At 47.2% G+C, this 21,084-nt stretch carries 16 protein-coding genes and 1 other annotated feature; of the genes, 4 read left to right on the top strand and 12 right to left on the bottom strand.

From position 1 onward, the window contains the following. Positions 1 to 5: 5 nt before the first annotated feature. The 3 genes from ACQ4MX_RS25575 to ACQ4MX_RS25565 form a co-directional block, all read right to left on the bottom strand. Complete coding sequence (locus ACQ4MX_RS25575; RefSeq protein ID WP_431088011.1) at positions 6 to 1,829, bottom strand: DNA repair helicase XPB; 1,824 nt, start codon at positions 1,827 to 1,829, stop codon at positions 6 to 8. A 151-nt stretch (positions 1,830 to 1,980) separates the two neighbouring features. Then, on the bottom strand, positions 1,981 to 2,409 hold the full coding sequence (locus ACQ4MX_RS25570; RefSeq protein ID WP_025684238.1) for a CBS domain-containing protein: 429 nt from the start codon (positions 2,407 to 2,409) through the stop codon (positions 1,981 to 1,983). 90 nt (positions 2,410 to 2,499) lie between these two features. Next, the gene (locus ACQ4MX_RS25565; protein ID WP_431088008.1) at positions 2,500 to 3,705 is read right to left on the bottom strand and encodes a M20 metallopeptidase family protein; all 1,206 of its coding nucleotides are present in this window, start codon (positions 3,703 to 3,705) and stop codon (positions 2,500 to 2,502) included. A gap of 253 nt (positions 3,706 to 3,958) precedes the next feature. On the opposite strand from ACQ4MX_RS25565, the gene ftsW reads away from it, so the two are divergent. Beyond that, entirely contained in the window at positions 3,959 to 5,218 is a 1,260-nt protein-coding gene (gene ftsW, locus ACQ4MX_RS25560) for a putative lipid II flippase FtsW (protein ID WP_431088007.1), read from the top strand. Between the two features lie 221 nt (positions 5,219 to 5,439). Here ftsW and ACQ4MX_RS25555 read toward each other — a convergent pair whose 3' ends face one another. Continuing rightward, complete coding sequence (locus tag ACQ4MX_RS25555; protein ID WP_013310912.1) at positions 5,440 to 5,805, bottom strand: Asp23/Gls24 family envelope stress response protein; 366 nt, start codon at positions 5,803 to 5,805, stop codon at positions 5,440 to 5,442. Positions 5,806 to 5,997: 192 nt separating this feature from the next. On the opposite strand from ACQ4MX_RS25555, the gene cax reads away from it, so the two are divergent. Then, positions 5,998 to 7,068 carry a calcium/proton exchanger gene (gene cax / locus ACQ4MX_RS25550; protein ID WP_044649320.1) on the top strand — a complete coding sequence of 357 codons (1,071 nt, stop codon included), beginning with the start codon at positions 5,998 to 6,000 and terminating at the stop codon, positions 7,066 to 7,068. Between the two features lie 101 nt (positions 7,069 to 7,169). Here the strand turns inward: cax and ACQ4MX_RS25545 are convergent, their stop codons facing one another. The 5 genes from ACQ4MX_RS25545 to ACQ4MX_RS25525 all read right to left on the bottom strand — a co-directional run bounded on the left by ACQ4MX_RS25545 (position 7,170) and on the right by ACQ4MX_RS25525 (position 12,119). Then, positions 7,170 to 7,460 carry a YlaN family protein gene (locus ACQ4MX_RS25545; protein ID WP_134913606.1) on the bottom strand — a complete coding sequence of 97 codons (291 nt, stop codon included), beginning with the start codon at positions 7,458 to 7,460 and terminating at the stop codon, positions 7,170 to 7,172. A gap of 141 nt (positions 7,461 to 7,601) precedes the next feature. Beyond that, the gene (locus tag ACQ4MX_RS25540; RefSeq protein WP_134913604.1) at positions 7,602 to 7,844 is read right to left on the bottom strand and encodes an HPr family phosphocarrier protein; all 243 of its coding nucleotides are present in this window, start codon (positions 7,842 to 7,844) and stop codon (positions 7,602 to 7,604) included. 89 nt (positions 7,845 to 7,933) lie between these two features. Continuing rightward, entirely contained in the window at positions 7,934 to 9,049 is a 1,116-nt protein-coding gene (locus ACQ4MX_RS25535; protein WP_431088004.1) for an aminopeptidase, read from the bottom strand. A gap of 76 nt (positions 9,050 to 9,125) precedes the next feature. Continuing rightward, positions 9,126 to 9,977: a hypothetical protein gene (locus ACQ4MX_RS25530; protein WP_431088003.1), complete on the bottom strand. Its 852-nt coding sequence runs from the start codon at positions 9,975 to 9,977 to the stop codon at positions 9,126 to 9,128. Between the two features lie 156 nt (positions 9,978 to 10,133). Further along, positions 10,134 to 12,119, bottom strand: coding sequence for a sensor domain-containing diguanylate cyclase (locus tag ACQ4MX_RS25525; protein WP_431088001.1), 1,986 nt, complete (start codon positions 12,117 to 12,119; stop codon positions 10,134 to 10,136). 436 nt (positions 12,120 to 12,555) lie between these two features. Between ACQ4MX_RS25525 and rpsD the strand changes: the two genes are divergently transcribed. Continuing rightward, positions 12,556 to 13,155, top strand: coding sequence for a 30S ribosomal protein S4 (gene rpsD / locus ACQ4MX_RS25520; RefSeq protein WP_431087999.1), 600 nt, complete (start codon positions 12,556 to 12,558; stop codon positions 13,153 to 13,155). Between the two features lie 81 nt (positions 13,156 to 13,236). Here the strand turns inward: rpsD and ACQ4MX_RS25515 are convergent, their stop codons facing one another. After that, positions 13,237 to 14,103 carry an AraC family transcriptional regulator gene (locus ACQ4MX_RS25515; RefSeq protein ID WP_134913594.1) on the bottom strand — a complete coding sequence of 289 codons (867 nt, stop codon included), beginning with the start codon at positions 14,101 to 14,103 and terminating at the stop codon, positions 13,237 to 13,239. 312 nt (positions 14,104 to 14,415) lie between these two features. Further along, positions 14,416 to 15,669 (bottom strand): tyrosine--tRNA ligase, encoded by a 1,254-nt coding sequence (tyrS, locus tag ACQ4MX_RS25510; RefSeq protein WP_431087996.1) that lies wholly within the window; start codon positions 15,667 to 15,669, stop codon positions 14,416 to 14,418. 65 nt (positions 15,670 to 15,734) lie between these two features. Then, positions 15,735 to 16,003: a binding site (T-box leader), on the bottom strand. Between the two features lie 135 nt (positions 16,004 to 16,138). Here tyrS and ACQ4MX_RS25505 point away from each other — a divergent pair. Further along, positions 16,139 to 19,162 (top strand): transglycosylase domain-containing protein, encoded by a 3,024-nt coding sequence (locus ACQ4MX_RS25505; protein ID WP_431087995.1) that lies wholly within the window; start codon positions 16,139 to 16,141, stop codon positions 19,160 to 19,162. Positions 19,163 to 19,289: 127 nt separating this feature from the next. Here the strand turns inward: ACQ4MX_RS25505 and acsA are convergent, their stop codons facing one another. Then, complete coding sequence (gene acsA / locus ACQ4MX_RS25500) at positions 19,290 to 21,005, bottom strand: acetate--CoA ligase (protein WP_431087993.1); 1,716 nt, start codon at positions 21,003 to 21,005, stop codon at positions 19,290 to 19,292. Positions 21,006 to 21,084: the final 79 nt, after the last annotated feature.

The following is a 21,084-nucleotide window of genomic DNA, read 5'->3' as shown; positions in this document are numbered from 1 at the left end:
TTTGATCACGCCTCCTTTTTCTTTCCGCCAGCATCAGCCTCATTAACCAGGTTCCCGATAACCTCCCCCGAGCTAAATCTGCAAATCGCATATTCATAGCCCTGCTCAATCAAAAACAGTTGACGGCGGGCTGCAAAATCCGTCTCCTTGCTGTTCTCCGTCACCAGCGCATAAAAATAAGCCTTATTTTCACCAGTCTTGGGTCGCAAAATGCGGCCAAGCCGCTGTGCCTCCTCCTGACGGGAACCGAAGCTGCCTGATACCTCAATAGCCACGGCCGCATCCGGCAAATCCACAGCAAAGTTCGCCACCTTGGACACCAGCAGGGTCCGAATCGTACCATTGCGGAATGCATCGAACCACCGCACTCGTTCTGTCTGGCTCATTGACCCGGTTATCAACGGCACGTTCAGCTCCTGGGCCAATGTGCGCAACTGATCCAAATATTGCCCGATAATAAGCGTGGGCAAGCCCTTGTGCTGCTGCATCAGGCTGCGAACCGCTTCCAGCTTGGTCGGATTTTCGGCGGCGATCCGGTACTGCTGCCTGCCTTCAGCACGCATACTGCGCTCCAGAAGCGCAGCCGACATGGGGAGCCGCAGCTCCACACAATCGACCTGAGCGATCCAGCCCTGTCGCTCCAGCTCTTTCCATGGCATGTCGTACCGCTTCGGTCCGATCAAGGAGAACACATCCCGCTCACACCCGTCCTCCCGAACCAGCGTCGCGGTTAAGCCCAAACGGCGGGTAGCCTGAATATCCGCCGTTGCTCGAAATACCGGCGCGGGCAGCAAATGCACCTCATCATATACTATCAGCCCCCATTTGCGCTCGCTCAGCAGCTTCATATGCTCAAATTCCCCATCTTTGGTACGGCGGTGCGTCAAAATCTGATAGGTCGCCGCCGTAATCGGACGCACTTCCTTTTTCTGACCACTGTATTCCCCAATGGAATCGGCAGGAATATCCGTCTTTAGCTTCAATTCCTCAATCCATTGTCGAACAGATGTGGTATTGGAGGTTAAAATAAGCACCTCGCACTGAAGCCGTTCCATCACCGCCATACCGATCACGGTTTTTCCTGCTCCGCATGGAAGCACCAGTACACCGCTGCCGCCCAGACCGTCTGCCCCCTCAAACGCTTCAGCCGCCTCCATTTGATAATCACGAAGCTTCAGCTCTGTTTGTCCCTGACCCAGAGAAAAACGAAGCTGATTCCCCTCAAGATAGCCTGCTGTATCAATGACCGGAAAACCAAGACGGGTCAGTTCCTGTTTGAGCAATCCCCGATTTTCTGGCGGAACCGACACGGTCACTTCACTGTCACGAAGCAAACCAAGCTGCTCCAGATCCTGTTTGAGCAGCAGTTCATCCAGTAAAGCCGGACTGTCCGCCGTTAGTATGAAGCGGTCGACCGCTGCACCCCTGTGAGTTGTATCCGTCTCCATGTCTATAGTTACATCTTTCTCTATACTGTTCAGATCAGCAGTATCCGTGCTGTAACGCCCCTCTTTTTCTGCTCTCGCCCGTGACAGCGTCAACGTCCCGTAACGGGAGACGAGCTGTTCAATATCCTTTAACAAATCACGGGGAATATCCCAACGGGACATGGAATGTAGACTATTTTGAACATCCGCGGCACTCCACCCAAGGGCAGCCGCATTCCACAGAGACAATGGAGTGATGTGATATGTATGAAAAGCGGACGGGCTTTTAACCAGCTCCGCATAGACCTGCAACTGTGAACGTGCATGCTCCGAAGCGGGCAGTCCGATTTCCAGCAAAACGGTAAAATCGCGTTGTACAATACAAGGGTGATCCGGATTCATAATTACCTCCCGTCAATCTATAACGCATCAACTTAAAATCTATATAATAAACAGTTTATCCGTTTATTCGCAGATCAATCGGAATAGCAAGAAGTCCAACCCGTATACGGGTTGAACTCCTTTTTATCCAGGTCTATCCTTGCTTTTTTACCTAGTGAACCTGTTCAGAAATATGGCTAAGCGCCTCTCCAGCGTTGTCTGCAAAAATATTACGTACGGCCAGATCGCCAATCGAAACAATCCCGATCAAACGATCCCCTTCCGTTACGGGCAGACGACGGATTTGCTGCTCCGCCATCAGCTCGGCTGCTTGATCCACCGACATGTCGGCTTGAGCTGTACGGATACCTGTCGTCATCACTGCGTCGACCGAACTAGAGCCGGAATGCTTGCCCGCATAACCGCGAACGACAAGGTCACGGTCTGTTACCACACCAATAAGCTTGTCACTGCCTTCGCTCTCCACAACCGGGATAAAACCGGTGTCGTTATCCTTCATTTTGAGCGCAATTTCATAAATATTGTCTTGCGGGGTAACCGTTACACATTTTTCAGTCATAACTTCCTGAACCTTTTTCATGGGTACTCCCTCCTTTTCAAGAGTAGGGTACCCCATTTCGTTCTGCTCATACGCCGAATCAGCTCATCCAGATTCAGCTCACGTTAGCTGTTAGCGGCTGGAATTTTCTGTTTTTCGCTCCGCAGCATATCCGGTAGACATCGCAATAAACAAACGAACCGCCTTAATCATCGCGTCCTCGTCAAAATCAAACTTAGGATGGTGATGCGGATAAACGGCTCCTTTAGCAGGATTACCCGCTCCCACGAACATAAAGCAGCCCGGCACACGTTCCATATAATAAGCAAAATCTTCGGCAGGCATCAGCTTCGACGCTTCCTGAACTTTTCCCTCTCCAAAAACAGGTCCTGCTTCCTTAAAGAAACGCAAAGCTTCTTGCGCATCATTTACAACAGGCGGGTATCCCATAATATAGCGGATATTGGCTGTTGTTCCGTAAGTTGCCGCTGTAAGCTCCGTAACCGCATGCAACCGATCCTTCATCACCGTCCGGGTTTCCTCGTCAAACGTACGGATCGTCCCACTCAGGCGGCATGTTTCCGCAATGACATTTTGCGCAGCTCCCCCTTGAATTGTTCCCACCGTCAGCACAGCAGGCCGCAAAGGGTCCACTGAACGGCTCACGATGCTTTGCAGCTGCATAACAAGAGCTGAGCCCGCTACCACACTATCATGGGTGGACTGAGGCATACCGCCATGACCACCCTTGCCCGTAATTTCAATATAAAAATCGTCCGCCGCCGCCATCAACGGCCCTGCGCAACTCGCAGCCGTTCCGACCGGGAACGGTGTCCATAGATGGATGCCATAGATAACGTCCACACCTTCCATCACACCATCCTTCAGCACATTGACCGCGCCGCCAGGCAACAATTCCTCCGCAGGCTGGAACAACAACCGTATTTCTCCTTCCAGCTCATCCCGATGCAGACTAAAATAGTAAGCCGTTCCGAGCAAAACGGACGTATGCCCGTCATGTCCACATGCGTGCATGGCTCCGTCTACGCTGGAACGATATTCGCACTCTTTTTCATCCTGAATGGGGAGAGCATCCATATCAGCGCGTAGCATCACAACAGGGCCGGGCTTGGAACCACGAATGGTACCGACAACACCATGCCCTCCTACGTGACGGCGAACCTCAATCCCCCAGTTTTCCAACTTGTCCGCTACAAAGGCTGCGGTTTTGCTTTCCTGAAAAGAGATTTCGGGATTTTTATGTAAATATCTGCGCCACTCCACCATATGGTCCTGTAGCTGGTCAAACCAGCTCTTATCTGTCGCATGTTCTGTCATATTGCTCCACCTCTCTTTTAAAACACCGGGCAGCTTCCCGATAAATCTTGCAGATTCACAACGTATGTGCCACTGCTCTCAAACCTTATTTTGTATTCTATTGTAGCAGATATGGAATTATTGCGATATCCGTTGCTGTATAGAGGTTGCAGAAGCCCTCCAAACATACTATGATTAAATGGATAGACGATAAAATAATAATGATAAACGCCTGCGAGGCATACACTTGCGGCGAATACCGGGGGAAGCTGATATGAGAAATACGAAGCCGGAGACTCGAAGAAGAGGCACACCGGATTTCCAATTGCTGATCCTCACCTTGTTGCTGGTTGGATTCGGTGTAATCATGGTATTTAGCGCCAGCTCCAGCGTAGCTCTGCTGAATAAAGATTACAATTTTGACTCTTTATATTTTGTGAAGCGTCAAGCTGCGTTTGCTATACTAGGACTTTTCATCATGTTCGTAGCTATGAATATTAGGATGGAAAAATATAAAAAGCTCTTTGTGCCCTTGTTTTTTATCACCATTTTACTGCTAGTCATCGTTCTTTTTACAGGCTCTCTCAACGGCGCAAAAAGCTGGCTCAGATTTGGTAGTATTGGTTTCCAGCCAACCGAGCTTGCGAAAATATCCATTATCCTGTACTTATCCGCGCTGATTGTCAAAAAAGGGGATCGCTTTAGAGATTTACGAACCGGCTACATACCCGTGACCGTCATTGTAGGCTTTGTTGCAGGACTCATTATGCTTCAACCGGATTTTGGCTCTTGCTTCATTCTGGTAGCCACCAGTGGCCTGATTATTTATGCCGGGGGAGCCAGTGTCAAGCATATTACAGCTTCGATTGGTCTGCTCTTACTGGGCGCTGCCCTCGTTTTTGGTGTAGGCTCGTTGTTTGGAGGAAATTCTGGAACAACAGATGGACAAGCCACAGCCAATCAAGATTACAAAATCGGACGTTTTCAAGCCTTTCTAGATCCTATGGAATATAAACTGGGAACTGGATATAATCTGGTGCAATCCTTGCAAGCTATAGGAGAAGGCGGACTAAGTGGGTCAGGATTTGGTAAGGGCATTATCAAGCTTCACTATCTGCCTAACTCGTTTAATGACTTTATTTTTTCCGTAATTGGTGAAGAATTCGGATTCATTGGAACCGCGATATTCCTGATGCTGTACCTGTATTTCATTTGGCGAGGGATGATTATCGCCTTGCGTTGCCATGATCCGTTTGGGACGTTGGTGGGTACAGGTATTATGGGCCTGATCGCCATTCAGGCGTTCATTAATATCGGCGGTGTAACCCAGACTATTCCGATCACCGGGGTCACGCTTCCTTTTATCAGTTTTGGTGGATCGTCCCTTCTTGTTACGATGTTCTCCATGGGAATTATGCTTAGCATCTCCCGTGAAAACACCAAGCAGGCAGTACAGGAACGTACCACAGGAGTAGCAGTTCGGACCGAAGTCCCTAATCGTTTTCAAACCCGGAGAGCCAACCGTTCCCGTTAAAAAAAGAACTTCCCAGATCACCGATAATGGTGGTTTTGGAAGTTCTTTTGTATATGTATATACATGTGTTCAATCTGGCGGAATAGGCTGCAGCTTATCTGCAAACAAAAACTGGCGATCCTGAAACCGCCAGTTTTCGTGTTTTATTTGTATCTTCGCGGGGAAATTCCCTGCATGTATAAAACTGGCGGAAAACGTCGATGTACCCGCCTTGTCTTTTTTTACACTGCGTCGTCCTTGAAAGCGACTCCCTCTACTTTTACGTTCACTTCCACAACCCGCAGACCTGTCATGCTTTCGACAGCTTCCCGCACATTTTGTTGAAGAATTCGGGATACCTCATGAATCGGTGTTTCGTAGAGCACAATAATACGGAGATCAATGGCAGCTTCCAACTGTCCAACCTCCACTGATACGCCTTTTTGCACATTTTTACCACTCAGCCTTTTGGCCCAGCCTTCAGATAAGCCACCTGACATTGCAGCAATGCCGGGCGTCTCCAGTGCGGCCATCCCCGCAATTTTACCTACGACATCGTTGGAAATCTTGATGTTTCCTGCTTCCAGTTGTTGAATTTGCTCTGCCATGACCTATGTCCCCCTTCATCCATCCTCTATTTGTATTGTAAAGCCTCAGCCACTGCAATTGCAAACCTAACGCAGGAAAAATAACTTTCGTTTACAACCTATATCAATTTGGGTATATTAATTTAGAAAATCCATACAAGTGACAGCATTCACCAAACTTGTACATATCCTTTGATATCGAGGTGCACTACATTGAAAAAATGGTTATCTCCCAGCTTGCTGGTAGCGACCTTTGCCCTTAGCGCAGTCGCTCATTACGCACATTGGAACGCGATCGCTCAATTCGTCATTTGCGCAATCTCTGTCGTGTTCGTAGCCGGGTTTCTCGGCAAAGCCACCGAAAGCGTAGCACATTATGCAGGCCAACGTCTGGGCGGATTTTTGAATGCCACTTTCGGCAACGCAGCCGAACTGATCATTGCCTTCTTTCTCGTAAAAGAAGGTCTTTACGATATGGTGAAGGCGAGTCTGACCGGCTCGATCATCGGCAATTTGCTGCTAGTGCTTGGAGCAAGCCTGTTCGCCGGCGGATTGAAATACAAAGTACAAAATTTTAATGTATCACTGGCTGGTTTAAGCGGTTCTTTGATGATTGTGGCGGTCATTGCCCTGTTTGTTCCGGCTGTATTTCTAAATACACATGTCATTACGGATAGTGAATCGGATACGCTCAGTCTGATTGTCGCGGGCACACTGATTGTGGCTTATATTGCGTGGCTTATTTTTTCCATGATTACACACAAAGACTATTTATCTGACGTAACTGAACAACAGGACGAAGAACTGCCGCATGAGCACGCCCCTGTGTGGTCCAGAAACAAATCTATTACTTACCTGGTAATCGCTACCGTTATGGTCGCCTTTGTCAGCGAATGGCTTGTAGGAACACTGGAGGTATTCACGACCCAGTTCGGACTCAGCGAATTGTTCGTGGGTGCATTCCTCGTTGCCATTATCGGTAATGCGGCCGAGCACAGCGCGGCCATTTTGCTGGCGATGAAAAACAAAATCGGCGCATCTGTCGAAATCGCAGTCGGCAGTAGTCTGCAAATTGCGCTATTCGTTGCACCTGTGCTGATTTTTGTCAGCTACTTCATGGGAAATACGATGAATATCGTTTTCACCACGATTGAGCTGGTCGCCATTGCCGTCGCTGTATTTATCGCCAAATCCATTACTCAGGACGGCTCAACCAACTGGTATGAGGGATTGATGCTGCTGGTTGTGTATGTTCTGTTAGGTGTATCTTTCTTCCTCGTGTAAACACCTTTCAAGATAGGTCGACTCGTTCCCATTCATATGTAAAGGCATCAAAAAAAGCATGCTCTCGAACTCCGCATGCTCTCATCAATGAAACCGTCTTTCTAATTGGCCTTATTGTTCATGGCCTCATATAGAATAGCCAGATTGCGTTCCAGCTCACTGACCAGCTGTTTACCTACCATTTCCGGAAGAAGGCCGGCGCGAACCGCGAAATCCACTTCCTTGGAAAATCCGTACATCTGAGTATCCAGCACTTCCTCATAGAGAGGGCAATAACGGGTTGCCAGATTCTCCATCTGTACTTCAATAAGCTTCTTTATTTTATCTGCGTCATCTTGAAGCAGATTAATAGCCTTAATATTCAATTGTTCCTGCAAATCAGATGAAGTCATGGATTCTTCCCCCCTATCTCTCAATGTCGCACAAGACGTTCTAACCTTAATATTAGACCAAATTGCAGGCTAATACAAGAACCTGACAAAAAAAGCATCCCTACAGTTACAGGTAGGGATGCTTTTGATCCAAGAATATAGTCAGGAGGCTACCGATATGTGTAGCCCGTGCTTCTGGAACACTTCAGTGATCGCTTTCTTGGCTTCCTCCGCGTCAGGTCCATGAACGTGCAGCTCATAGCTGTGGCTGCTGACTAATGTCGTAAACAAGCCAAGTATACTTTTCACATCAATATACTTATTTTCGGAATGAAGGACGATGGAAGAAGTAAACTTGCTCGCTGTCTGTGCAATTTCAACAACCGCCGCGTTATTATTAGACATAGAGATCCCTCGCTTTACTGGATTATCATGTATCATTACTCATCCATTATAATACATTGAAATCGCTTTCTCAGCAAGGATAGAAATCGTTATTTCAAGTTCTCGGGATTTAACGGCTCCAGCTCAGGCAGTACAAAAATGCCATCCTTGCGGATCAGAACATCGTCAAAATAAATTTCACCACCACCGTATTCCGGACGCTGAATCAAGACCAAATCCCAATGGATCGAAGAACGGTTACCGTTATCTGCTGTTTCATAAGCTTGACCTGGCGTGAAATGCAAGCTGCCTGCGATTTTTTCGTCAAACAGAATATCCTTCATCGGATGCAAAATATACGGATTGAACCCAATTGCAAACTCGCCAATATAGCGTGCTCCCTCATCGGAATCCAAAATATCGTTTAACCGCTTCGTATCATTACTCGTTGCTTCTACAATTTTACCATTCTCAAAGCGGAATTTTACATTTTCAAAGGTGATACCGTTGTACAGCGTTTGTGCATTATAGCTAATAGTTCCATTAACGGAATCTCGAACAGGGGCGCTATATACTTCGCCATCTGGAATATTGCATTGACCGGAGCATTTGATGGCGCCAATTTGCTTAATAGAGAAATTCAGATCTGTGCCCGGTCCGCTAATCCGAACCTTATCTGTCCGGTTCATCAGGTCAGCCAGCGCATCCTGCGCCTTATCCATTTTCGCGTAATCCAGATTGCACACATTGAAATAAAAATCTTCGAACGCCTCTGTGCTCGTATTCGCCAATTGCGCCATGCTGTCATTCGGATAACGCAGCACTACCCATTTCGTATGCTTCACCCGCTGCTCACTATGTACCGCATGCTGATAAATCGAATTATACAATTTCATCTTGTCTTCCGGCACGTCTGACAGATCATTGACATTTTCACCAGCGCGAATCCCGATGTAGCAATGCATTTGTTTCATCCGGTTGAGGTCTATTTCAGCCCAGGTTTGCACCATTTCCTTTGTCGCATGACGAAGCATGGCGCTCTGTACCTTACGATCAGTAAGCTGAACGAAAACGTTGCCGCCTTTTTTGCCTACCTCATGAATAATAGCGGTAAGCAGGTCACGCTCTGTACCGATCATTTCAACCAGCACGTTCTCACCCGGCTGTACCTCAACAGAGTAACCTACCAGATTTTCTGCCAGTTTAAGTATTCTGGGATCTTTCATTTGTTGTCTCTCCTTCTTTGTTATATTCTTTTTGAACAACGGTTAATTCGAAGTCCATTGTATCATGCCCGTTGCGTTACTTGTAGCCCTCAAAAGCAACTCTGGTAATCAGAGCTTCCTCATGCCCCTCTCCATTTGCCTCCTGCCGCGCAATTTTGCATTCCGACGACAACTTCAGGGGCAAGCCTGTTTTGCGGTCTATCGTCAGATGATACACAGCATGCACATCAGAATGTTCTAATTGGCTACTCATATCCTCGCGACTCTGCGCCCATATTCGATTCAGTTTTTGCTGCATCTCTTGATTCTTCCCGTTCTGCTTCATGTTTGCTTGCAAGAGGTGAGGATTTATGGCATCCATTTCTTTCATTAAACGGTCTTTCAACCATCGCTTGGCTGAGGACGATTCTGGCTCAATCCTCACTACCCAGGTTCCCCGCGCGGCCCCGGCCTCTATACGAATGGTTTTATTCAGTGCATTCAGTTCCTCCAGCTCCTGAATCGGATTAAAACGATTTAACGTCCCTACTCCGTTCATAGCTATACGACTGGATGTAACGGCAATCCATTTTCCATCCAGACGAAGAAAACGCTCCTGTGTTACCCCATCCCCGGATGCGCCTTGTTTGAGTGCAGCATAGCTTGACCGCTTGTTAAAAGCCCCCGCAGAACTCCAATGCATGGTCAGTTCATCGTGGTTGCTCACCTTACCATGATATGCGAACTGTTTATCCACCGGCATACCATTTCTGGCTATGACACCAGCCTGACCTTTGAACGTTAACGTTTCTTTGCCAGCTATCCCTGCAACGGCTCTTTTAAAAATCTGATCCGGCGCATTTTGCTGTTCTGCAAGTGTACATCCACTTAACGAGCACATCGTGAGCAACATACAAACCAGCATACTCCATTCTCTTCTCCAATGCATCCAATCATCCGCCTATCATATCCTGATATAACCTTACCAATGGGCAAGGGCCGTACTTCAGGAAAACTACGTTATTTTTATAGCTACGATTAGGGTTTCCTGACTACAAAAGGTTATGCACAGCAAAAAAAGAGAACATTCCATTAGGAACATTCTCTAGGCGTCGCCCACATGATCAATAACAATCCTGTTGCGACCTTCATTTTTCGCCTCATACAATGCCATATCCGCCCTGTAAAATAAAGATTCAATGCTGATCTGCTCATCCAGCCAGTTCCATTCAGCAATCCCGCAGGAAACGGTCACCTGAGGCTGGGTTTCATGTTGAACGCGATAGCGGATTTTTTCCGCATACTCCAGCGCCTGCTGTACTCCAAGCTGCGGCAAATAAATTGCCAATTCCTCGCCGCCCCATCTGGCACATACATCCTCGCTACGGGTCGCCGAGCGAACAATATCACTGACGCTTTTCAATATTTGATCACCTGTCTGATGCCCGTATGTATCATTCACCTGTTTGAACTGATCAATGTCCACCAAAATGAGAGAACCGCAAAAATCTTTCTCCTGATGTCTCTGAATCACCTTGTCCACATAATGACGTACATACAGACCTGTTAGCATGTCCATATTGGCCAGACGCCGTACCTCAGCATGCAGCATGGCATTTGTTACCGCCAATCCGATATGGGGGGCTAGCATTTGCAACATTTTGTAATTATCGTACGAAAAAAAGTGAGGGAGCTTGCTGGACAATAAAATAGCCCCTCTCGGTGTACCGCTGGTTTTCATAGGTACCGCCATCAAAGAAAGGGAATCGGTCATATCCATAAAATCGGAGGATATCTTCCCTTCCTTTCTGTAATCTGATACGATAACAGGCTCTCCTGTTCTGCGTATCAGCCCTGCAAAACCATCCTCGCCATAGTAACTGTGCAGCCTTAAACTTTCTACGTTGCTTGACGTGACCTTAAAGCAATTTCCTTCCTGATCGAGTTGCACAATACAGCAAAAGTCAGCCAAGAACATTTTCAATAATTCCTGCACAGCAAACTCGAATATTTCGTTCAGCTTAAGGCTTTGATTCAAGCGCTGAACCAGTTCATTAATGAGACGCAACTCATGGATGAGCACATTGGATTGCTCCAGCAGCTTTGCATTTTCAAATGCGGTGCCTGCTGTGTCCGCCATCATGGCGATCAGCTCCACATCCACTTTCTTCATGCTTTCGGCACCTGATGGAAGAATCATATGAAACACACCATATACACCTTGCTTGCCACGTAAAGGAATGCCGATTTCAGTCATTTCTCCTTCTGTGCCTACAGGCTCATTTACAGCCATTTGGCCTTTCATAAATGCACGCACACATACATCCTCGTCCCGCTCGTGCAACAACAAAGGTTTGACTTGCGGATTACGACTGTGCCGATCCTGGCTCATATATAACGTGATATCCACATGCGGAAACAAGTAAGCTATACTGCCAAATACCTCGTCCAGCACGCCTTCAACATCAATCTTGTCATGCATTCGCTTTACAATCTGAAATAAAATAGAGCGTCGCCTGCCATCGCGGTCGCTCCGGTTCTGCATCCCGAGGATATCTTCCATAAATATATACTCAAATCTCGTATAAAAGCAGGATCTAAAATGCAAAGTTGCCGCTAATAATGCGTCCTGCTCAGGAACAGAATGTTGAGCAGACAGTGTAAAACGAAGAGCAGCAAAAGCCTCACCCTTATGATTACGGCAAAATACAGGAACCATGTACACAAATGCAAGGCTTCCGTCCCGAAGTTTGCGTTGACTTATTTCCATTTCTCTGGACAAGCAGCAACGTTCGACCAGCTCCAAATCCTCGTCATCATCCTCTTCCCTACCTGCAACCCGAACACCTGTAAAATTAAAAACGGCGGATTGTTCTTCATTAACCCACGATATACCATTGCTCTGCTGCAACCAGTTCCGATATCCTTGGACAAGAAGCTGATTAATATAGGGGAAATCAAATGGTGTCATATCCATGTTTTGGAGCCAGGCAAAAGACGTATATTCTTTATCATCAAACAGCGGAGCACCGCTAGCCTGGGCTGTTTTACCGTCAAGCGTTTGCTGATCCGTTGTTGAAAAGTCCGACATATTAAGGCGCTCCTTTACAGCAAAATTAGCTGTACCAAGACAGCGGCTACGCACCACTATAGCTTATAATATGATCTATTTTACTCTTAACTCCAGAAATTTGCATCCATTTTTCAGAAATTCGTCCCACTTTTTTAGTTCTAAAGCCCTATCGACAAATTTTGACGTTTTCATTCTTTTTCTCTTCTTGACATTGACCCACTATTACATATAGTATATATTAATGAAAAAGACTGTACGGCAGAACTATCTACTGTGCGGATCTTAAATTTTGGGCGTAACAGTTTGTGTCACCCTCATCTTATTTGTTGCTAACAGGACAGCGGCTGAACTTTCCTGTCAGTAGTGCGCATCACCTTGATTGGTAGCGCCGAACAAATTGGAGCGCAAAGAGAGCCCCAACTCAAATTTTAATTATGAAGGAGTTAACTCTATAATGGCACGTTACACTGGTCCTAAATTTAAATTGAGCCGTCGTCTGGGGATTTCCCTGAGCGGCACAGGTAAAGAATTGAAACGCCCTTTCCCTCCGGGACAACATGGTGCAAACCAACGGAGAAAAATCAGCAACTACGGTATGCAGCTTCAAGAAAAACAAAAGCTGCGTCACATGTACGGCTTGGGTGAAAAACAATTCCGCACTCTGTTCAACAAAGCTCAACACATGCACGGTATCGCTGGTGAGAACTTCATGTTCTTGCTGGAAAGCCGCCTGGACAACCTCGTGTTCCGTCTTGGCTTTTCTAACTCCCGTGCAGGCGCACGTCAATTGGTAGCACACGGTCACGTTACTGTGAACGGTAAAAAAGTTGACATTGCTTCTTACCAAGTAAGCCTGGGCGACGTGATCGGTCTTCGTGAAAGAAGTCGTTCCCTGTCTTCCATCAAAGAAGCTTTGGAAAACCGCAACCACTTGGCAGCTTACCTGGAGTACAATGACGCAGCTCTGGAAGGCAAATACATCCGTTTGCCTGAGCGTGGCGAATTGTCCCAAGATATCGACGAAAAACAAATCGTCGAATTCTACAACCGCTAATCCTTGTGATAGCACTGAAAAGCACCCGAACTTCGTTCGGGTGCTTTTTTCGTGTTACTGTTGCGTGAAGCTTGTAACATTTTATTCAATCGGTATATATATCTTAATATCCAAATCGGGAAAGGAAGAATTCATCACGTCGGTGATTTCAAAATCCGGTCCTTCCCTACGCTCAAAATTAGAGTTGGGAAGCCATGTGCCGTAGATATAGTTTCGTACATCCTGAACCTGGCCATTCGGACCTGAAGCGTTAAATTCGGCATACTTTCCTGCAGGAATCTCCATATAGATAAATCCCTCTGCCAAATCTTCCGCTTCTCCCTCAACTTCCTCGCCAATCACAAATGAAAATTCACCATTATCTTGAAAAGAGCAAGCAATACCGTACGACATCCCTGGTGCAATTTTATTCGGAATACGCATAAAATGCTCATTCGTTCCAAAGTGATCATAAAATCCTGGAATCTCATTATAATGCTGCTCATGATTCAGGTTTGTTTTGTACTCATGGCCTATGACCTTAATCGTATCGAATTGCAGCATTACCGGCTTATTCACATCCAAATCCCCTTTGGTGTTTTTTTGATAATCTAGAAAATTAATCTTGTGTTGCTGAGAAATATCTATATCACTGTTCCGGTATTTTCCCGGGGTGACACCAAAACTTTTTTCAAAAGCACGTGTAAACGCTTCTTGCGAACTGTACTGGTATTCAAGAGCAATATCTAATACCTTTTGATTAGACTGTTTCAGCCCTACAGCCGCCTCCGATAATCTTCTCTTCCTTATATACTGTTGAACCGTAAAACCCGAAATCGCCTGAAAAAGCCGTTGAAAATGAAAGGATGAAAAGCAAGATTGCGAAGCAATTTCCGTAATTTTCAACTCTTCTCGAAGATTCATTTCAATAAACTCAATCGCACACTGTATTCTTTTAAAGTAGTCCATACGATCCTTCCCCTTACTTGTTATAGTTTGACGATTTATCCACCAAGCGAATTTAGCAAGACTTCGTAATCCATTATGTACAATCCTGCACATACTTGTTTGATCATTTGTGCTAAGTTTACCACGGCCTTTTAACTTCAGTAGAAATAAAAACAACGCAGAGACACTATGCATGTCTCTGCGTTGTTAAAATAAAGGTGATTAACGGCGGGCAACAACGAAGCGGCCTGATTTAAATCTGGAGAAATCCAGCGATGTAGACTAAATCGAACGCAGGACTACCTCTCTCCCGCCATGTATCTCACATTTTTATCAGCCTAGCTTGATTTTGGCGAACTTCCGTTTACCAACCTGCACAATATCGCCTTCCTGCGGCGTGTATGCTTCGTTTACATCGGTCCATTTCTCTTCGTTAATTTTGACCGAGCCCTGCTGAATGCTACGTTTGGCTTCACCGTTAGAAGCCGCAAAGCCCAATTGAGTCAGCAATTGGATGACACGGATGCCGCCATCTTCCAAATGATCTGCCGTCAAGGTGAACTCTTCAATATCGTCAGGTAGCGCTCGTTGCTGGAATACAGTCACAAAATGCTGCTTCGCTGTTTCCTCCGCTCCCTTACCGTGGTACATGCGTACCAACGTTCCAGCCAGCTTCATTTTGGCGTCACGCGGATGCACTGAACCGTTCTTAATGCTTTCCGCCAGCTCAGCCAGTTCCTCATTGTTCAAATCTGTTGCCAGCTCAAAATATTTAAGCATCAGTTCATCAGGAACCGACATGGATTTTCCGTAGATTTCGTTCGGCTCCTCATCGACACCAATGTAGTTGCCCAGACTTTTGCTCATCTTCTGCACGCCATCCAGTCCTTCAAGCAGTGGCAACGTAATGGTGGCCTGTGGCTCCACTCCGTACTCCTTTTGCAGAGTTCTGCCCATCAGCAAATTGAACTTTTGATCTGTACCCCCCAGCTCGATGTCGCTTCGGAGTTCCACGGAATCCATCCCTTGCATCAACGGGTAGAAAAATTCATGGATGCTGATCGGCAAGCCGTTTTGGTATCTTTTCGTAAAGTCATCCCGTTCCAGCATACGTGCGACAGTTACTTTAGCGGCCAGCGTTACCACATCGGCAAAAGACATGGGAGCCAACCAATGGGAATTGTAGTATACCTTTGTTTTTTCGGGGTCCAGAATTTTGAATATCTGCTCCTTATACGTCTGGGCATTGCGCTGGACATCTTCCTCGGTCAGTTGCTTACGAGTTTCCGATTTGCCTGTCGGATCACCAATCTTGCCCGTAAAATCACCGATGATAAGCTGTACCTGATGACCAAGCTCCTGAAACTGGCGCAGCTTATGCATAACGACCGTATGCCCGATGTGAATATCCGGCGCCGATGGGTCAAGTCCTAATTTAATTTGGAGCGGCTCACCGCTAACGACCGATTTTATAACCTTACGCTTCAGCTCGTCCTCTGGTACAATTTCCGCCACACCACGTTGGATCACATTTAATTGGCGTTCTACCTCTGCCTGCTGCTCAGGCTTCATCTCTTCCCACTTCATCCTGTATACCTCCTGTTTTCATCCAAAATATTACATATTAAACAAACCAAAAAGCCCCTTTCATCCCAAGGGACGAGAAGGAGCTGCTCGCGTTACCACCCTAATTAAAGAAACGTATGCCAAAGGCAAGCGTTTCTTTCACTTCATTCCTATAACGGGCCTACACCCGGTACTGGATTACTATGGTCAGCTTCGCAAATCTGCAAAAGCTTTGCCATTCATCCAGACAGCTCCAGACGGTAATTCAAAGGAGGGTCGTTACCGATTCGCACCAACCATCGGCTCTCTGCACAACGTGATTCCACCTTCTACTGAAGTCTTTCTCTGCTTTTCACGATATTTACTTTGACCTATTTATAACACACCACTTTTATAGAGTCAACGACACCAAAAGACAGGCTTTTTAGCATATGGGTTCATTTTGTAATTTTATGCTATAATAATGGCTGTTATAAAGGAGGAAGACTTAATGGTTGAAGAAAAAAACAATGTGTCAGAGCCAAAGCCTTCCCGCTTACGGACAACCATGCGGAGGCTCGGCCGTGTCATAAAGTGGGTCGTCATCATCGGTTTTATGGGAGCGCTGTTCGCAGGAGGAGCCGCAGCCGGCTATGTAGCCTCTATTGTGAAAAGCGAGCCTGTACGCTCGAGATCCATGATTGAACAGGAAGTAGACAAAAATGCAATTACAGGCTTCGCTTATTTCAATGATGGCTCCCCTATCGGACAGCTCCGGACAGAAGAAGATCGTCGTCCTGTCACGTTTAAGGAGATTCCGCAACTCGTCATTAACGCAGTCATTGCTATTGAAGATAACCATTTTTACGAGCATAAAGGTGTCGATCTGTCGGGAACGCTGCGGGCTATAAAACAAAAAGCGCTGCATGAATCCGTACAAACCGGAGGAAGCACCCTGACCCAGCAGCTTGCCCGTCGTGTCTTTCTGAATCTGGATCGCACGGATGACCGCAAGGTCAAGGAAATTTTGCTCTCTCTGCGCCTTGAACGGTTCCTGAGCAAGCAGCAAATTATTACGGCCTATCTCAATAAAGTACCTTTTGGTAACGGATCAAGCGGTTATAACGTCTTTGGGATCAAAGCAGCGGCCAAAGGTATTTTTAATGAGAATGATCTGAGTAAGCTGAATGTGGCTCAAGCCGCCTATCTGGCAGGTCTGCCACAGCTTCCTTCCTCTTATTCCGCTTACAACGGTAAGGGCGAATTTAACGAGTCCGGCTTTAAAAGGGCGATCAACCGCCAGCACCTGGTACTCAGCCGAATGCTGGAGGAAAACAAAATCAATCAGGCACAGTATGATGAGGCGATGGCTTTTGATATCAAAAAGTCGCTTGCTCCACGCACCGTTAAAGCCTATAACACGTATCCGTATCTTATGATGGAGACGGAACGCCAAGCTGCGCAGGCACTCATGTCGGTCACAAATCCGGGTCAAGCGGCCAATGCCAGCGCAGATGCCAAAACCAAGGATGATAACGATTTGCTCAAAGAAGCTGAACAGCAGCTTCGAACAGGTGGTTATATGGTATACACCACTATTGATAAAAGCATCTACAAGTCGATGCGCAAAATTACAGAGAACAAGAATAATTTCTCTTCCACAAGTAAAACCAAGGGAGACGAGCAAGCGGCCGCGATTCTTATCCAGCATAAAACAGGCGCGATTCTCGGTATGATGGAAGGCCGGGATTTCCAAAAGGAACAGATGAATTATGCGACCCAGATGGTACGCCAGCCGGGATCGGCTATGAAGCCGATTGCCGCCTATCTCCCTGCATTGGACAGCGGTCTCGTGCAGCCTGGCAGCATCGTGGATGATGCACCTATTATTTTGAAGGATGGCAGCAATGGGTATCACATCCCGAAAAACGCCAATAACCGCTATCAGGGGCTGGTTACGGCCCGTTATGCGCTGAATCAGTCACTAAATACGGTAGCACTCAAGTTGTTTAACGAAAAAGTAGGTATCAGCAAAGCTTGGGATTTTGCCAAGAAGCTAGGCATTACCACCTTGGAACCAAGCGATAACAATGCCCAGACAGGTGTACTCGGCGGCTTGGCCCACGGGGTCACAGTCGAGGAACTGACAAATGCTTATGGTTCGATTCCAAATGGCGGTGTATTTAATGACGCCTACATGATTGAAAAGATTGTGGACTCGCAAGGCAATATTGTTTATAAGCATCAGCCTAATCCTGTACAAGCCTTTACACCACAAACCGCCTATCTGATGACGGATATGCTGCGTACAGCCGTGTCGGAAGGTACAGGCAGACTGGTGAAGCGTAATTTCGATCAAGCTGGCAAGATTCCGATTGCCGGTAAAACAGGCACTACACAATCCTATACCGATGTATGGTTCGAGGGCTTTACGCCTGACGTCACACTGGGTGTATGGGTTGGTTACAAGCAACCTGTCAATAAGCTCGAAACAAAAGCACAAAAAGAGCGGGCACGTCGCCTGTGGGCGCAAATTATGAATGAAGTGACCGCAAAGGATCCGGATCTGTTCCAAACCGACAGCTTCAAGCGACCAGACGGTATTGTAACAAGAACAGCGTCCGCATACGGTTCGGATATTTACAACAGTAAGTATCCACCCAAAAACAGTGAAAATGGTGTCACTCGTGCCAAATATATTACCTATCAAGGTGTCAATTACATTCCACGGGACGGCACACCGGATGACATGTTGAACGAGCGGACCGTTAGTAAACGGGAAAAACCGATTTCAGAGCTGATTAAAGAGCTCCAGCAAGCCTTTACGGTGATGAGACGACATAATTCGTTGTCCTACTATCTGCCTCAGGATGCAGATAAGGCGGCTCCTACCCAGATTGATCCGCGTAAAGACGATGGAGCCGATCCAAGTGCTCCGTCTAACGTTAGCGTAAGCTATAGTGATGGCAAAGCTATGATCAGCTTTAGCCCAAGCGGAAACAGCGATGTCGTAGGATACCGTCTATATCGTTCTACGGATGGTGGCAGTTTCCAACGGCTTGGCAAGGTCGTCATGGCTGACGGCTCTAAAGTGTTCTCTGACAGCCCGGGTGGCAGCAGCTCCAGTTACTACGTAACCGCCGTTGATGTAGGTGGACATGAGTCAGGGCCAAGCTCCCAAGCAAGTGCAGCACCTGTAGTGCCACCTGTTGATCCTGGGAATCCAGTTGTACCGGGTGAAGGAGATGGAACGGGTGCGCAGCCTACGGAGATTCCTACCGCTCCTGGGCAGCCTCAAGCGAAAGCAGCAGGCTCAGCCGTAGCGCTCCAATGGAGTGCAGGAAAGCCTGCGGATGCAATTACAGGCTATAAAGTGTATTACAGTGAAAGCGGTGCGGAGCCTTTTACAAACATCGGCTCCACCGCATCCACCAGCTTTCAATATAAAGCGGGCAGCAAACCGAAGGGTTGGTTCCGCATCACTTCCATGAATGCCTTGGGGGAATCAGCTCCTTCCGGAGCCGTTCGTCCATAACAGCTCACAACAGCAACAAATTCTAATATTTGGTAAAAATCCACTTTATCAGCACCAACAAAAGGAGAGTCCCTCAGCCATCACGGCTTTGGAGACTCCCTTTTTTGTATCTTTCTTAAAAAGCATTTCAATCCTCTATGGTAGACAAATCTCCTGTAGGAAGATTAAGCTCCCAGGCTTTGAGTACACGTCTCATAATTTTACCGGAACGGGTTTTGGGCAGCTTTTCCTTAAACTCAATTTCGCGTGGTGCAGCATGGGCAGACAGCCCTTCTTTGACAAAGCGATAAATATCCTGCTGCAAAGCTTCAGAGGGGGTGTAGCCTTCACGGAGTGCGACAAAAGCTTTAATGATCTCTCCCCGCACAGTATCCGGCTTTCCGATCACTCCAGCCTCCGCTACAGCGGGATGCTCCAGAAGCTTGCTCTCGACCTCAAATGGACCGATCCGCTCCCCTGAGGAATTAATGACATCATCAATACGCCCCTGAAACCAGAAGTATCCGTCCTCATCCATATAGGCAGAATCACCGGACACATACCAACCAGAAAAACGGAAATACTCCTGAAATTTGTTCGGGTTGTTCCATATACGGTTCATCATAGAGGGCCACGGTGTACGTATCGCCAAGTGTCCCATTCGATTAGGCGGCAGCACTTGCCCTCTGTCGTCCAGAATAGCCGCCTGAATACCAGGCAAGGGCTTTCCCATCGAGCCGGGCTTAATCGGCAGCTCAGGGTAATTACAGATCATTTGACCACCCGTTTCCGTCATCCACCAGGTATCATGAATACGCTGCTTATATACCTGCCAGCCCCAGCGTACCACCTCGGGATTTAACGGTTCCCCGACGGATAACACATGCCGCAGGCTTCCGAGATCATATTTGGCAACGATATCCTCCCCTGCGCTCATGAGCATCCGAAACGCGGTAGGAGCGCTATACCATACGGTCACCTCGTGCCGCTCAATCGTTCGGTACCAATCCTCGGGACTAAAACGACCGCCACGGATCACATTTGTTGCTCCATTCAGCCACGGGGCGAAAATGCCGTAGGACGTTCCTGTAACCCAGCCGGGATCGGCTGTACACCAATATACATCATCTTCACGCAGATCCAACACCATTTTACCGGTATAATAGTGCTGAATCATCGCGTTTTGCACATGATATACACCTTTAGGCTTGCCCGTTGAGCCTGACGTGTAATGAATAATCAACCCATCCTCACGACTCAGCCATTCCGGTTCAAGTTCCTCGGAGGACGTAAGCATTTCCGTTTCAAAATCAATAATCCCTTGCTCCCGTTCGTCCTCATCGCCAACCACAAAAATATGCCGCAGCTCCGGAAGTTCCTCACGCTTTACGCGTGAAAGAAGTGCAGGCGTTGTCACCAGCGCCACCGCCCCGCTATCTTCCAGCCGATCCTTAACCGCCGTTTCCATAAACGCCTCAAACAAAGGCCCGACGACTGCTCCTACCTTCAAAATGCCAAGCAGACTAATGACCAGCTCAGGTGAACGCGGCATGAATATAAATACCCGCTCCCCTTTGCCAATGCCGTATTTTCGCAGCACATTACCAAACCTGTTGGAGCTGGCACGCAACTGAGAAAAGGTGTAGGCTTCATGACGGTTCGCGTCACAATACAACAGCGCCGTTTTGTCACCTCTCCCTTCCTCTACATGCCGGTCAATCGCTTCGTGCGCCATGTTCACCTTGCCTGATTCATACCACGTAAAATGACGCTCTGCATCTTCCCACTGAAAGCGGTTGTAAGCTTGTTCATACGGGCCCATGTTGGATGTGGGAACTACAGCCTGGAGTTCTTCAATCTTCATGCGTTCAGCCTCCTCACGATATAATGAGAATAATACAGAACATGATAACGCTTACAAATTCAATACAAGCATGTCAATT

It is taken from the genome of Paenibacillus sp. 8b26 (assembly GCF_050626875.1).
Lineage (GTDB): Bacteria > Bacillota > Bacilli > Paenibacillales > Paenibacillaceae > Paenibacillus.
This window is presented reverse-complemented; position numbering and strand designations above follow the sequence as displayed.

Bases quoted from the DNA above. Each gene is read 5' to 3' on its own strand.
- ACQ4MX_RS25535 (WP_431088004.1), bottom strand. From the start codon at position 9,049: ATGAAAGATCCCAGAATACTTAAACTGGCAGAAAATCTGGTAGGTTAC.
- ACQ4MX_RS25540 (WP_134913604.1), bottom strand. From the start codon at position 7,844: ATGTCTAATAATAACGCGGCGGTTGTTGAAATTGCACAGACAGCGAGC.
- ACQ4MX_RS25505 (WP_431087995.1), top strand. From the start codon at position 16,139: ATGGTTGAAGAAAAAAACAATGTGTCAGAGCCAAAGCCTTCCCGCTTA.
- ACQ4MX_RS25575 (WP_431088011.1), bottom strand. From the start codon at position 1,829: ATGAATCCGGATCACCCTTGTATTGTACAACGCGATTTTACCGTTTTG.
- acsA (WP_431087993.1), bottom strand. From the start codon at position 21,005: ATGAAGATTGAAGAACTCCAGGCTGTAGTTCCCACATCCAACATGGGC.
- ACQ4MX_RS25525 (WP_431088001.1), bottom strand. From the start codon at position 12,119: ATGTCGGACTTTTCAACAACGGATCAGCAAACGCTTGACGGTAAAACA.
- ACQ4MX_RS25555 (WP_013310912.1), bottom strand. From the start codon at position 5,805: ATGGCAGAGCAAATTCAACAACTGGAAGCAGGAAACATCAAGATTTCC.
- ftsW (WP_431088007.1), top strand. From the start codon at position 3,959: ATGAGAAATACGAAGCCGGAGACTCGAAGAAGAGGCACACCGGATTTC.
- ACQ4MX_RS25530 (WP_431088003.1), bottom strand. From the start codon at position 9,977: ATGCATTGGAGAAGAGAATGGAGTATGCTGGTTTGTATGTTGCTCACG.
- ACQ4MX_RS25565 (WP_431088008.1), bottom strand. From the start codon at position 3,705: ATGACAGAACATGCGACAGATAAGAGCTGGTTTGACCAGCTACAGGAC.
- ACQ4MX_RS25545 (WP_134913606.1), bottom strand. From the start codon at position 7,460: ATGACTTCATCTGATTTGCAGGAACAATTGAATATTAAGGCTATTAAT.
- tyrS (WP_431087996.1), bottom strand. From the start codon at position 15,669: ATGAAGTGGGAAGAGATGAAGCCTGAGCAGCAGGCAGAGGTAGAACGC.
- ACQ4MX_RS25570 (WP_025684238.1), bottom strand. From the start codon at position 2,409: ATGAAAAAGGTTCAGGAAGTTATGACTGAAAAATGTGTAACGGTTACC.
- ACQ4MX_RS25515 (WP_134913594.1), bottom strand. From the start codon at position 14,103: ATGGACTACTTTAAAAGAATACAGTGTGCGATTGAGTTTATTGAAATG.
- rpsD (WP_431087999.1), top strand. From the start codon at position 12,556: ATGGCACGTTACACTGGTCCTAAATTTAAATTGAGCCGTCGTCTGGGG.